Genomic DNA, 12,205 nt, shown 5'->3' with positions numbered 1-12,205 from the left:
GGCGACGAATCAGCGCTGGCGGGAGTTTCCCGGTCTGTTCACCCCAATATGTAGTGTCGTGAACAGGTTTTCCACCGGGTATCCACAGTCGGGGAACAGGTTTTGCACAGGCTGTGCGGCCGCCGTTAACTTTTGCGTGCCGCTTCGGCACAAGGTCGGCGTCGCGTCCATCGTCGGCGCACTCGCTGCACGAGGACCAGTGTGCCAGCAATACAGAACGGATGGGTTCAAGACCCGTCCTCTCCCACGGCATAGCGCTGCAAAGTAGGGCCGACTTTCTGGATAATTTCGTCGTGGGACAGGGCGACGACTGGCGGAAGCCGCAGCAGGTACCGGCACATCGCCAGACCCAGCAGCTGGCTCGATACGAGCCCGGCCCGTCGACCCGCATCGGCGGGGTCAGAGACCGCCGCAACCACCGGCCTCACCTGGTTGCCAAATACGTCGCGCAATTTTTCCGCGGCGAATTCGTTCGACGTCGCCGAACGCAGCAGAATTCCCATGCCAGGACCGCTGGCCGGGCCTTCCCAGATTTCGAGAAAACGCCTGACCAGCGTTTCACCGATGGCGTTTCGATCGATCACCCGCAGCGCCGGCAATTGCAGGTCGACGACCGCCGCCCTGGCAAACAGTTCGTCCTTGCTGCGGAAATAGCGGATCACCATGGCCGGATCGATCGAGGCATGCGCCGCGACGTCGCGGATGGAGGCGCCGTCATAGCCGTGCTCGGCGAACAGGAGCCTCGCGGCCTCGAGGATTTGGGCGCGCGTGCGGTCCGACTTGCTGGGTTTCTTCGGCTGATTCTCGGTCATGAAATTCATATGCCAACGGCCGTTGACAAATGCAATGGGTTCGACTAGAAAGTCAACGATCGTTGACAAATGGAGAGAGAGATGTTGCCCGACACTACGGAAGTCCTGATAATCGGCGCCGGGCCGACCGGCATGGCGCTGTCCATCGTGCTGCACCAGGCCGGTGTCGATCATGTTTTGATCGACAGGCTGGCGCAGCAGCTTCAGACGTCGCGGGCTGGCGTCATCCACGCGCAGACGCTGGAAACGCTGCAGCCGCTCGGCGTCACGCAGCGGCTGAGCGAACTTGCCCTGAAGCTGCAGAATTTCGCCATCCGCGACCGCAATCGGGCGCTGCTCAAGCTCGATTTCAGCAAGCTTCCGTCAAGGCATCCCTATCTGATGATGCTGCCTCAGAACCTGACCGAGCAGGTGTTCGCCGAACGGATCGCAGCCCTGGGCGGCGTGATTCATCGCACGGTCGAGGCCAAGGCGGTCGTTCAGGACGCTGACGGCGCACGCGTGACGGTGATCGAGAACGGCCGCGAGAAACTGATATCGGCACGCTACGTCGTTGGTGCCGACGGCATGCACAGCTTGGTGCGCAGGTCGACCGGCATCGAGTTCGACGGCGCGGCCTATGACGCTTCGTTCGTGCTCGCCGATGTTCGTCTCGACTGGCCGGTTGGGCCGACCGAAGTGTCGCTGTTCTTTGCACCGGCCGGGCTGGTGGTGGTGGCGCCGCTCCCGGACGGATCGTACCGGGTCGTCGCAACAATGGATGACGCGCCGGAAAAGCCTGAGATCGGCGACAATCCAGGCGCTGCTCGACAGTCGTGGACCGACCCAAAAAAGAGCCCGGGTGCTCGATCTGTCGTGGAGCTCGCGTTTTCGCGTCCATCACCGCTTGGTCCGCTCGTACCGCAAGGACCGGTTGTTTCTCATGGGTGATGCCGCGCACGTGCACAGCCCGGCGGGAGGGCAGGGCATGAACACCGGCATCATCGACGCGGTCGTGCTTGGCCAGTTGCTTGGCGACGTGGTGAACGGCGTGCGCCCGGAAGCCGACCTCGACCTCTACGAAACGCTGCGACGCCCGGCGGCCGAAGAGGTGCTTGAACTGGCGGGCACGACGACCGTCATGGCGCTTACCCGCAGTGCGGTGAAGCGGTTCGTCCGCAATCTCGTGCTTTCGATGCTGAACCTCAATCCATTCCTGAAGCGTCGTATCGCCTTGAAACTATCAGGCCTCAGCCGGGCGCCGCTTGCCCGCCTGCCGGCACCTTCGCGCGAGCCGATCGCCCAGACCAAGCCTGCAGCCGAACCAGGGCTGAAGCTTGTCGCCTGACAGCGGCGATTGTGCGGCTCCCAGCCTCGGTCTTGGCGATTGGGCTCGGCCCGGTACATCAGCTGCCAGCGAGGGCCGACGCCTCAGGTGATATACTGGCCGCCATTGGCGGTTAGGGTCGAGCCGGTGATGAAGCCTGCATCGTCGGAAGCGAGGAAAACGACGCAGCGTGCGATCTCTTCCGGCTCGCCGAGGCGGCCGACCGGGATCTGCGGGATAACGCGCTCGTTGAGCACCTTCTCGTCCATCGCCCTGACCATCTCGGTGGCGATATAGCCGGGACAGATGACATTGACGGTGATGCCGGCCCGCGCCCCTTCCTGGGCGAGCGCTTTGGTGAAGCCGATATCGCCGGCCTTCGAGGCCGAATAATTGACCTGGCCGGTCTGGCCCTTCTGGCCATTGATCGAGGAGATGGTGATGACGCGGCCGAACTTGCGGTCGCGCATGCCGCCCCACAGCGGGTGCGTCATGTTGAAGACGCCGGAAAGATTGGTGTCGACGACCTCTTTCCACTGCTCGCGCGTCATCTTGTGGAACATGGCGTCGCGGGTGATGCCGGCATTGTTGACCAGCACGGAAACCGGACCGAGATCGGCCTCGACCTGCTTGATGCCGGCAGCGCAAGCATCGTAGTCGGCGACGGACCATTTGTAGACCGGGATGCCGGTCTCTGCCTTGAATTTCTGCGCCGCTTCGTCATTGCCGGCGTAGTTCGCGGCAACCTTGTAGCCGGCGGTTTTCAGGCCGATCGAAATCGCGGCGCCAATACCGCGCGACCCACCGGTGACGAGTGCTATCTTTGTCATGATGTCCTCCCTTTTTTCCTTCATGAACGGCGGGCGACGAAACCGGGAACGCTCTAACGGCGATTGAGCCCCGTTCGCCACCGACTATCTCACGGCTCGCTCACCTTGTCTTCACGACGCTTCGCATATGACTTCACAGCGCTTCCACGCACATGGCAACGCCCATGCCGCCGCCGATGCACAGCGTGGCAAGGCCTTTCCTGGCACTTCTGCGGCGCATCTCGTAGACCAGCGTGTTGAAGATTCGGGCACCGGAGGCGCCGATCGGGTGGCCGATGGCGATGGCGCCGCCATTGACATTGACGATGGACGGATCCCAGCCCATGTCCTTGTTGACGGCGCAGGCCTGCGCGGCGAAGGCTTCGTTGGCCTCGACCAGGTCGAGATCGCCGACCGACCAGCCGGCCTTGGCCAGCGCCTTGCGCGAGGCGGGAATAGGCCCGGTGCCCATGATCTGCGGATCGACGCCAGCGGTCGCCCAGGACACGATGCGCGCCAGCGGCGTGATGCCGCGCTTTTCGGCTTCCGCTTCGGTCATCAGCAGCACGGCGGCGGCGCCGTCATTGATGCCGGAGGCATTGGCGGCGGTCACGGTGCCCTCCTTATCGAAGGCCGGTCTTAGCTTGGTCATGGCGTCGATCGTGGCGCCGTGGCGGATGTATTCGTCTTGGTCGACAATGGTGTCGCCCTTCTTGCCCTTGACGGTGAAAGCCACGATCTCGTCCTTGAATTTGCCGGCCTTCTGCGCGGCCTCTGCCTTGTTCTGGGAGGCCAATGCGAGCCGGTCCTGGTCCTCGCGGGTAATCTGGAACTGGCGTGCGACGTTTTCGGCCGTGTTGCCCATGTGGTAGCCATTGAAGGCATCCCACAGCCCGTCCTTGATCATGGTGTCGATCATCTTGTAGTCGCCCATCTTGACCCCGGCACGCAGGTGTTGAGCGTGCGGGGCCAGCGACATCGATTCCTGCCCGCCGGCGACGATCACCTTGGCATCGCCGGTGGCGATCTGCTGCATACCGAGAGCAATAGCGCGCAGACCTGAGCCGCAAACCTGATTGAGGCCCCAGGCGGTGGTTTCCTTTGGCAGGCCGGCATTGATAGATGCCTGGCGGGCGGGGTTCTGGCCCTGAGCCGCGGTCAGCACCTGGCCGAGGATGACCTCGTCGACCTCCGCCGGCTCGACGCCGGCACGAGACAGCAGTTCCTTGATGACAACGGCACCAAGCTCATGCGCCGGGGTGGCGGCAAAGGCGCCGTTGAAGGAACCGACGGGCGTGCGCGCCGCACTGGCGACAACGATGGCAGCGGACATGTTCTTCTCCAGACTTCGAGGTATCGTATCGTCAGGGCTTTTCTTGCCCTTTCAATGGTCCAAGTCAAACCGGAAATGGGCACGCTGGCCATGCGCTGCAAGCAGGTTGCGCCTCGTGGTGGAAACAGCCCGCCCATTGCTGCGCAGCATTTACTGGCCGCCATGCAGCATTAATTGATCCCGCACTGCACAAACCGCTTGGAATTGCGACGCTTTTGCGCATATCCTTGAAAAGGCGCAATCGTTACCGGCAGCTTACACAAGTGCGCCGGTGTCCTGGGAGGATGCTGATGGCCGCGAAAGACGAACCGATTATCATCAAGAAATATGCCAATCGCCGCCTCTACAACACCGGCACCAGCACTTATGTGACTCTCGAGGACCTTGCCGAAATGGTCAAGAAGGGCGAGGAGTTCACCGTCCAGGACGCCAAGACCGGCGACGACATCACTCATCCGGTGCTGACCCAGATCATCTTTGAACTGGAAAACAAGGATGGGCAGAACATGCTGCCAATTCCGTTCCTGCGCCAGTTGATCGCCTTTTACGGCGACCAGATGCAGATGATCGTGCCGAGCTTCCTCGAGCAGTCGATGATCGCCTTCTCAAAGGAACAGGAACGCTTCCGCGAGCAGATGAAGGGGGCGTTGGGCAAGTCGCCGCTGGACATGATGAAGATCGCCACGCCGATCAAGGCACTGGAAGAGCAGACGCGCCGCAACATGGAGATGTTCCAGAATGCCATGCGGCTGTTCACGCCCTTCCCACCTGTAGCCTCGAATGGCTCTTCCGCAGCGCCGGCGGAGCCGGCCAGGAAAGAAACGTCGGATAAACCCGACGACCTTCAAGAGTTGAAGGAACAGATCGCCGCCATGCAGCGCAAGCTCGACACGATGTCGTGATCGCCGGCTGGACTAAACCCGGCCGAAATCTCCCATCAGCAGACCGTGTCAGAACATCTCTGCCACGCTATTTCGTCGTCACCGTCACCAGCGCAGTAACGGGTTTGCCGTCCACTAGAATGGGCTTGTGATGATCATCGGCAAGTAGGACGCCGATCGCGTGCTTGCCGGCGGCATCCGGACAATGGCCGAAACGAGCCTTGATAAGATCGCCGCCAAAGTCGCTGTTCACGCTGTTGTACGGCTTGCCGGCGATATTGCAGGTATCTCCGGCGGGATCGATCTTCATATGCACGTGCCCGCATTGGCTGACGCCGTCGCATTCACCCGCTGGCAGCAGCGTGAAGTTGCTCCTGACCACGACGCCTATCGCCCTTTCGGGATCATTGCCGAGTTCGATGACCGAACCGGCCACCGGCCAGACGATTTCCAGAGTTGGCCGATCTTCGGCCTGGGCAGACCCGAGCGACAATAGGGAGAAAGCGAGGGCAGTCGTTGCGATGATGCGAAGCATGGTAACCTCCATTCATGCTGTAATCACTGATTACATATGAATCGCTGGGGCGCAAGAAAATAATCGGTGATCACATTTCGGCCCCGTGCTACTGGGAGGGCATGACCAACACCACGGATTCCAGCGAAGCCGCCAACCCCAAGCGCTATCATCACGGCAATCTGGTCGAGGCCTTGATCGCGGCAACCGTGGAGATCATCGAGGAACGCGGAGCAGAGCATGTGTCTGTGCGCGAGGCCGCAAAGCGTGCCGGCGTTTCGCCCGGCGCGCCATTCCGCCATTTTCGGTCGAAATCAGCATTGCTGACCGCAGTCGCCGAACAGGCCATGAACCGGCTGACTGAGGCCGTTGCCAATGCACAGTCCAACGTCGACAGCGCAGATCCCATTGTGGCCTTCGAAGCAATCGGACAGGGCTATCTGGAATGGGCGATCAGCAATCCCACGCATTTCCAGATCATCAGTTCTCGGACGCTGATTGATTTCGACGCGTCGGATAGTCTTCGTGATCAGAATGAAGCCATTCGCCGGAAGATGATCGACCTGCTGATCCAAGCGCAGCAACAAGGTCGGCTCGCTCCGGACACCGACTTCGATCATCTGGTGCTTGCCGCGCGCGCATTTGTCTACGGATTGGCACGCATGGCAATCGATGGTCATTTCCCGGAGTGGCATCCGTCCGAGCCGCCATCCCTCGCCGCACGGAGAGCTCTCCACCTTTTCATGAGCCGGATGACCAACTCCAAAAAGCAACCTCACGAGCACCCCGAAGTGGCTTGCGGGGATCGCTGACGCACTGTCTCACACAGCCTGTTCAGGCGCACAACTTCGGGTGAGAATGGCCTCTTCATGACAAAAATTTCATGTCATTGCGTGCATCACGCCGCTGTTCTTGCGCCACACGAGACATATATGCTGCACTGCAATATGTCTCCGTTAGCACCGCACTGAAGGATTTCGCCTTGCCCAGCAGAAAAACCGCCATCGTCACCGGTTCCACCTCGGGCATCGGCCTGGCCATCGCCCATGCGCTCGCAGCGGAAGGGTGCAACATCGTCGTCAATTCCTTTTCCGACACGGCCGACGACCAGGCCATCACCGATGCGATCGCCAAACATCACAAGGTGAAGACCGCGTACATCAAGGCAGACATGTCGAAGCCGGCCGAATGCCGGGCTTTGATCGTGAAAGCAGCCGAGACATTCGGCTCGGTCGACATCCTGGTCAACAATGCCGGCATCCAGCATGTCGCGCCGGTGGAAGAATTTCCGATCGAGAAGTGGGACGCGATCATTGCCATCAATCTGTCGTCGGCCTTCCACACCATCGCCGCCGCGATCCCGCTGATGAAGCAAGCCGGCGGCGGCAGGATCGTCAACATCGCCTCGGCCCACGGGCTGGTCGCCTCGCCGTTCAAGTCGGCCTATGTCTCGGCCAAGCACGGCATCATGGGGCTGACCAAGACCGTCGCCTTGGAACTGGCGCGCGACAAGATCACATGCAACGCCATCTGCCCCGGCTATGTGCTGACGCCGCTGGTCGAGGCGCAGATCCCCGACCAGATGAAGGCGAACAAGATGGACCGCGACACTGTGGTCCGCGAGGTCATGCTCGAAAAGCAGCCGTCCAAGGAATTCGTCACGGTCGAGCAAGTTGCCGCTGCCGCGGTGTTCCTGTGTTCGGATGCAGCGGCGCAGATCAACGGCACGCATATTTCGGTCGACGGCGGCTGGACCGCCCAGTGAATTTGCTGCGCGAAACAAATCTGGCCGACAAATCAAGGGCAACGCCATGACGACAAACGGCAAGGTGGAGGAGCCCAAGAAGATCAACGTCGCGCTGCAGGGCGGCGGCTCGCACGGCGCCTTCTCCTGGGGGGTGCTCGACCAGCTGCTGGAGGACGGACGGCTCGACGTCGCGGCGGTTTCGGGCACCAGCGCCGGCGCCATGAACGCGGTGGCCCTGGCCGACGGCTTCGTCCGAGGCGGCGTCGAGGGGGCGCGACAGAAGCTCGACGATTTCTGGCGCGCGGTGGCGCTGAAGGGCCGGTTCAGCCCGGTACAGCGCATGCCGTGGGACGTGGCCTGGGGCAACTGGTCGATCGAGAATACGCCGGGCTATCTCTTTTTCGATACCATGTCGCGGGTGTTTTCGCCTTATGTCGCCAACCCGCTCGGCCTCAACCCGCTGCGCGACGTGATCGAACAGGAGATCGATTTCGGCAATGTGCGCGCCTGCAAGTCGATGGAGCTGTTCATCTCCGCGACCAATGTCGAGACCGGGCAGTTGCGCGTCTTTTCCGATGGCGAGATCGATCTCGACACGGTGATGGCGTCGGCTTGCCTGCCGCAGCTGTTCCGCGCTGTCGAGATCAAGGGAGTGCCCTACTGGGATGGCGGCTATGGCGGCAATCCGGCGCTATTCCCGTTCTTCAAGACGGCTGCCACTGAGGACGTGCTGTTGGTGCAGATCAATCCGGTGGTCCGCGAGGGAACGCCGAAGAGCGCCAATGAAATCCAGAATCGCATCGACGAAATCACTTTCAATGCCGGGCTGCTGCGCGAATTCCGTTCGATCGCCTTCGTCAAGGAGCTGATCGCCGCCGGCCGGTTGCCGCATGGCGAATACCGCGACATCCGCATGCACCGCATCGATGCCGACGAGGCGTTCAAGGATCTGTCGGCATCGTCCAAGGTTAATGCCGAATGGGCGTTCCTGACCTATCTGCGCGACCTTGGCCGCACTGCCGCCAGCGATTGGCTGGAGGAGAATTACGACGCCGTCGGCAAACGGCCAACGCTTGATCTCTCAGGCGAGCTCGACGACGGCTTCAAGCCGATGCGTGGTCCGGCACCGGGCCGGCGGGTCAAGGAGTTCCTCGCGGCCCGCAAGAAGCCCGAGGCAGCGCGTCGCCAAGCCTGAGGCGTTTTGGATTGTCAGCTTTTTTGCAAGGCCAGATCGATCACCTTGATCAGCGCGGCCGCCGCCTGCCGCTGCTCGTCCGGATCGCTGATACGCATCTTCATCCCATCCAGCCCGTCGAGCAGCATGTCGGCGAGCAGTTTTACCGACAAGCCCTTGGCGGTGAGGTCGACGCCATTGCGTTCGGCTTCGCTCCGGATCGCTGCGGCGATATGCTCGGCAAACCGGCCGCGCCAGCAGCCGATCAGATCGGCGAGGCTCGACTTCATGTCAAGGAGTTCGGCGCCATGCGGCGAGGCATTGACGGCCCGCGTCATCGAGATCAGTGCCTCGTCGATGGCCCGCATCGTGCGCTCGGCAAATGGTTCTTCGCCGGCGAGCGCCGTTTTCGCCTGCTCGAGCGAGCGGGAAAGCAGCATCAGCGCGATGGCGCGATAAATGTCGGTCTTATTCTTGAACTGGAGATAAAGCGCCGGCCGCGACATGTCGGCGGCACGCGCAATGTCGTCCATGGTAGTGCGAGCGAAACCATAGGCCAGAAACACCTTCATCGCGCTGTCCAGAATGCGGGCGCGCTTGGGGTTGGTGGCGATGTTCTCGATCTCGATCATGGCGCGACTTTATCCTGCAAAAGCGCTGTTGACAAAATGACGTAATTTGTCAAGATGTATGAGGACGAAATGGCCGACCGGCCTTTCGCCTTGGGCTGCGGACGACAACAAAGGGTATCCCCATGCGCCTCACCGTCGACGGGCAGGCATTCGACGTCAATGCCGATCCCGAAATGCCGCTACTGTGGGCGCTGCGCGATCTCATGGGCAAGACCGGGCCGAAGTTCGGCTGCGGCATTGCCGCCTGCGGCGCCTGCACGGTGCATGTCGACGGCCAGCCGGTGCGCTCCTGTTCATTGCCGGTCGGTGAGGTCACCGGCACAGTCACCACGATCGAAGGCATCGGCACCGAAGGCAGACTGCATCCGGTACAGCAGGCATGGCTGGAAGTGCAGGTCGCCCAATGCGGCTACTGCCAGGCCGGCCAGATCATGAGCGCGGTGGCGCTGCTCGACGAGGTTGCCGAGCCGACCGATGCCGACATCGACAACGCCATGGGCGGCAATCTCTGCCGCTGCGGCACCTATCCGAAGATCCGCGCGGCGATCAAACGAGCGGCCGTCCTCAAGACGGCGGGGATCTGACCATGGCCGGTGTCGGAAAGATCGCCCGCCGCACGTTTCTCATCGGCGCGGCTGCCATCGCGGGCGGTGTCGCCGTGGGCTACTATTACTACCGCAAACCCTATCCGAATCCGCTGGAGGGCGATCTCACCGCTGACGAAGCGACCTTCAACCCCTATGTGAAGATCGGCGCCGACAACACGATCACCATCATCGCGCCGCGTGCCGAGATGGGCCAAGGCATCTCGACGACGCTTGCCGCCATGGTTGCCGAAGAGCTCGATGTCGACCTCGGACAGGTCAAGGTCGAGCACGGCCCGGCCTCCTACGCCTATTACAATGCGGCGATCCTGGAAGAGGGCGGTCCGTTCGCCTTCTTCGACGAAAGCATGACTGCGGAAATAGTGCGCGCCGGCATGGGCGTGGTCGGAAAATTCCTCGCCCTCCAAGGCACCGGCGGCTCGGCCTCGACGCGCGACGGTTTCGACAAGATGCGGCAGGCCGGCGCCGCCGCGCGGCAGATGCTGATTGCAGCGGCCGCGCAAAAGCTCGGTATAGCTGCTGCCGATCTGGAAACGGCCAATGGCTCGATCCTGCACAAGGCGTCGGGCAAGTCGCTGACGTATGGCGCGGTCGCCGCGACCGCTGCGATAATGGCGCCGCCTGCTGATATCAGGCTCAAGGACAAAGCCGACTGGAAACTGCTCGGCAAACCGCAAAAACGCATCGACATGCTGGCCAAGGTGACCGGGGCGCCGATCTTCGGCATCGATGTGACCTTGCCGGACCTGCTGTACGGCACGGTCAAGATGAGCCCGCGTTTCTGGGCCAAGCCGGTCAAGGCCGATTTCTCCGAGGCCGAGAAAATGCCTGGCGTGATTAAAATCGTGCCGATCGACACGAATTACGGCCACGGCTTCGGCATCATCGCCGAAAACACCTGGGCGGCGTTCAAGGCGGCGGAGGCGATCGACACCGAATGGGCCGATCCCGAATATCCGCTGGATAGCGTCGGCATTTCAGAGGCGCTGAAGCGGGCACTCGGCACAAAAGGGTCGGTGATGCGCGACGATGGCGACGTGAATACCGCCTTCGCCGACGCGCCGCGCGAAAAGATCGTCGAGGCCGACTACGCGGTGCCTTATCTGGCACATGCGACGATGGAGCCGATGAACGCCACGGCGCGGTTGAAGGATGGCGTCCTCGACATCTGGTGCGGCAACCAGGCGCCGACCTTGGTGCGGCAGCTTTGCGCCAATGCTGTCGGCATCGAGCAGGACAATGTCAACGTCCACACCACCTTCATGGGCGGCGGCTTCGGCCGACGTGTCGAGGTGGATTATGCGCTCTGTGCCGCACTGATGGCGAAAGAAACGGCAGGCCGGCCGATCAAGGTGATCTGGACGCGCGAGGAGGACATGCGCCACGACGCCTACCGGCCGGCTTCTGTCGGCAAATTCCAGGCGCGGCTTGGCAACGACGGCATGCCGATTGCCGTCGACATGACAATCGCCTCGCCATCGCTGATAGCCAGCACCTTGCGCCGGCTGTTTCCTTCGATATCGCCGCTCGGGCCCGACAAGTCCATAGTCGACGGAGCCCATAACCAGCCCTATACGATCCCGAATTACCGGGTGACCGGCGTCGCTGCACCCGTCTCGATCCCCGTCGGCTCCTGGCGATCGGTCGGCAGTTCGATCAACGGTTTCTTCCATGAAGGATTTCTGGACGAGATCGCTGTCGCCGGGAAAACCGACCCGGTCGATCTGCGCAAGAAGCTTATGGCTGCCTATCCGGCAGCGGTGAAGGTGGTCGAGAAGGTCGCCGAAATGGCGAAATGGGGCGAGACGCTGCCCGCCGGCAAGGCCAAGGGCATCGCGTTCACGCTGTCTTTCGGCAGTTGGGTCGGCGAGATCGTCCAGATCGCCGACACGCCGTCCGGAATCCGCATTGAGAAGGTATGGATCGCCGCCGATGTCGGCACCGCACTCGATCCTGATATCATCGAGGCGCAGCTCATCTCCGCCGCCGTCTATGGCTTGTCGGCGGCGATGGGTCAGGAGATTACTTTCGCCGACGGCATGGTCGAGCAGTCGAATTTTCACGATTACGATGCCATGCGCATCTTCCAGTGTCCGGCGTTCGAAGTTGCAATCCTGGAGAATTTTCACAAGATGGGCGGCGTCGGCGAAGTCGGCACACCGCCGGCGGCACCGGCACTCGCCAACGCCGTCTTCGCACTGACCGGCAAGCGCATCCGGACGCTGCCCTTGTCGAAGGAGGTGACCTTTGCATGAAATATTCCCATCATGCTGACAGCTGCTGCCATGCCGTTTCGATAGCGCCTCCCCAGCGGCAGAGGAAAGCCTAAGGCACGGCAACGACGACGGTTGATGCAGCCAAGGGTTCGTCGAGGGTCGCGGTCTAGCGGTTG

At 61.8% G+C, this 12,205-nt stretch carries 13 protein-coding genes; 8 read left to right on the top strand and 5 right to left on the bottom strand.

Annotated elements, in window-relative coordinates; translation table 11 throughout:
- Nucleotides 1-227: 227 nt before the first annotated feature.
- Nucleotides 228-986, bottom strand: a complete 759-nt coding sequence (locus CIT31_RS06810) for a TetR/AcrR family transcriptional regulator (RefSeq protein ID WP_245316131.1) — start codon at nucleotides 984-986, stop codon at nucleotides 228-230.
- Here CIT31_RS06810 and CIT31_RS06805 point away from each other — a divergent pair.
- Both CIT31_RS06805 and CIT31_RS35695 read left to right on the top strand, forming a co-directional pair.
- The gene (locus tag CIT31_RS06805; RefSeq protein ID WP_280950311.1) at nucleotides 945-1,742 is read left to right on the top strand and encodes an FAD-dependent monooxygenase; all 798 of its coding nucleotides are present in this window, start codon (nucleotides 945-947) and stop codon (nucleotides 1,740-1,742) included. The genes CIT31_RS06810 and CIT31_RS06805 overlap by 42 nt on opposite strands.
- Nucleotides 1,654-2,139: an FAD-dependent oxidoreductase gene (locus CIT31_RS35695; RefSeq protein ID WP_280950310.1), complete on the top strand. Its 486-nt coding sequence runs from the start codon at nucleotides 1,654-1,656 to the stop codon at nucleotides 2,137-2,139. Before CIT31_RS06805 ends, CIT31_RS35695 begins: the two co-directional genes overlap by 89 nt.
- Nucleotides 2,140-2,222: 83 nt before the next feature.
- On the opposite strand, the gene phbB is transcribed toward CIT31_RS35695, so the two are convergent.
- A complete protein-coding gene (gene phbB / locus CIT31_RS06800) occupies nucleotides 2,223-2,948 on the bottom strand; it encodes an acetoacetyl-CoA reductase (protein ID WP_029348801.1) in 726 nt (241 codons plus the stop codon).
- 133 nt (nucleotides 2,949-3,081) lie between these two features.
- Complete coding sequence (locus CIT31_RS06795) at nucleotides 3,082-4,260, bottom strand: acetyl-CoA C-acetyltransferase (protein WP_095517967.1); 1,179 nt, start codon at nucleotides 4,258-4,260, stop codon at nucleotides 3,082-3,084.
- Between the two features lie 290 nt (nucleotides 4,261-4,550).
- On the opposite strand from CIT31_RS06795, the gene phaR reads away from it, so the two are divergent.
- A complete protein-coding gene (gene phaR, locus CIT31_RS06790; RefSeq protein ID WP_095518113.1) occupies nucleotides 4,551-5,162 on the top strand; it encodes a polyhydroxyalkanoate synthesis repressor PhaR in 612 nt (203 codons plus the stop codon).
- A 67-nt stretch (nucleotides 5,163-5,229) separates the two neighbouring features.
- Here phaR and CIT31_RS06785 read toward each other — a convergent pair whose 3' ends face one another.
- Nucleotides 5,230-5,676: a hypothetical protein gene (locus CIT31_RS06785; RefSeq protein ID WP_095518112.1), complete on the bottom strand. Its 447-nt coding sequence runs from the start codon at nucleotides 5,674-5,676 to the stop codon at nucleotides 5,230-5,232.
- A gap of 101 nt (nucleotides 5,677-5,777) precedes the next feature.
- On the opposite strand from CIT31_RS06785, the gene CIT31_RS06780 reads away from it, so the two are divergent.
- The 3 genes from CIT31_RS06780 to CIT31_RS06770 all read left to right on the top strand — a co-directional run bounded on the left by CIT31_RS06780 (nucleotide 5,778) and on the right by CIT31_RS06770 (nucleotide 8,597).
- Entirely contained in the window at nucleotides 5,778-6,467 is a 690-nt protein-coding gene (locus CIT31_RS06780; protein WP_095517966.1) for a TetR/AcrR family transcriptional regulator, read from the top strand.
- 170 nt (nucleotides 6,468-6,637) lie between these two features.
- Nucleotides 6,638-7,420, top strand: a complete 783-nt coding sequence (locus CIT31_RS06775) for a 3-hydroxybutyrate dehydrogenase (protein WP_095517965.1) — start codon at nucleotides 6,638-6,640, stop codon at nucleotides 7,418-7,420.
- Between the two features lie 46 nt (nucleotides 7,421-7,466).
- Entirely contained in the window at nucleotides 7,467-8,597 is a 1,131-nt protein-coding gene (locus CIT31_RS06770; protein WP_095517964.1) for a patatin-like phospholipase family protein, read from the top strand.
- 14 nt (nucleotides 8,598-8,611) lie between these two features.
- On the opposite strand, the gene CIT31_RS06765 is transcribed toward CIT31_RS06770, so the two are convergent.
- Nucleotides 8,612-9,208: a TetR/AcrR family transcriptional regulator gene (locus CIT31_RS06765; RefSeq protein ID WP_095517963.1), complete on the bottom strand. Its 597-nt coding sequence runs from the start codon at nucleotides 9,206-9,208 to the stop codon at nucleotides 8,612-8,614.
- A 122-nt stretch (nucleotides 9,209-9,330) separates the two neighbouring features.
- On the opposite strand from CIT31_RS06765, the gene CIT31_RS06760 reads away from it, so the two are divergent.
- Together CIT31_RS06760 and CIT31_RS06755 are read left to right on the top strand one after the other, a co-directional pair.
- Nucleotides 9,331-9,792 carry a (2Fe-2S)-binding protein gene (locus tag CIT31_RS06760; RefSeq protein ID WP_095517962.1) on the top strand — a complete coding sequence of 154 codons (462 nt, stop codon included), beginning with the start codon at nucleotides 9,331-9,333 and terminating at the stop codon, nucleotides 9,790-9,792.
- Nucleotides 9,793-9,794: 2 nt separating this feature from the next.
- Nucleotides 9,795-12,068 (top strand): xanthine dehydrogenase family protein molybdopterin-binding subunit, encoded by a 2,274-nt coding sequence (locus CIT31_RS06755; protein ID WP_095517961.1) that lies wholly within the window; start codon nucleotides 9,795-9,797, stop codon nucleotides 12,066-12,068.
- Nucleotides 12,069-12,205: the final 137 nt, after the last annotated feature.

The organism is Mesorhizobium wenxiniae (genome assembly GCF_002284535.1).
GTDB lineage: Bacteria > Pseudomonadota > Alphaproteobacteria > Rhizobiales > Rhizobiaceae > Mesorhizobium > Mesorhizobium wenxiniae.
The sequence above is the reverse complement of the archived record's forward strand: the minus strand, read 5'-3'. Positions and strand labels throughout refer to the sequence as shown.

Excerpts from the sequence above, each read along its gene's own strand:
- CIT31_RS06805 (WP_280950311.1), top strand. The coding sequence starts at position 945 with ATGGCGCTGTCCATCGTGCTGCACCAGGCCGGTGTCGATCATGTTTTG.
- CIT31_RS06810 (WP_245316131.1), bottom strand. The coding sequence starts at position 986 with ATGATCGACACCGGCCTGGTGCAGCACGATGGACAGCGCCATGCCGGT.
- phbB (WP_029348801.1), bottom strand. The coding sequence starts at position 2,948 with ATGACAAAGATAGCACTCGTCACCGGTGGGTCGCGCGGTATTGGCGCC.
- CIT31_RS06795 (WP_095517967.1), bottom strand. The coding sequence starts at position 4,260 with ATGTCCGCTGCCATCGTTGTCGCCAGTGCGGCGCGCACGCCCGTCGGT.
- phaR (WP_095518113.1), top strand. The coding sequence starts at position 4,551 with ATGGCCGCGAAAGACGAACCGATTATCATCAAGAAATATGCCAATCGC.
- CIT31_RS06785 (WP_095518112.1), bottom strand. The coding sequence starts at position 5,676 with ATGCTTCGCATCATCGCAACGACTGCCCTCGCTTTCTCCCTATTGTCG.
- CIT31_RS06780 (WP_095517966.1), top strand. The coding sequence starts at position 5,778 with ATGACCAACACCACGGATTCCAGCGAAGCCGCCAACCCCAAGCGCTAT.
- CIT31_RS06770 (WP_095517964.1), top strand. The coding sequence starts at position 7,467 with ATGACGACAAACGGCAAGGTGGAGGAGCCCAAGAAGATCAACGTCGCG.
- CIT31_RS06765 (WP_095517963.1), bottom strand. The coding sequence starts at position 9,208 with ATGATCGAGATCGAGAACATCGCCACCAACCCCAAGCGCGCCCGCATT.
- CIT31_RS06760 (WP_095517962.1), top strand. The coding sequence starts at position 9,331 with ATGCGCCTCACCGTCGACGGGCAGGCATTCGACGTCAATGCCGATCCC.
- CIT31_RS06755 (WP_095517961.1), top strand. The coding sequence starts at position 9,795 with ATGGCCGGTGTCGGAAAGATCGCCCGCCGCACGTTTCTCATCGGCGCG.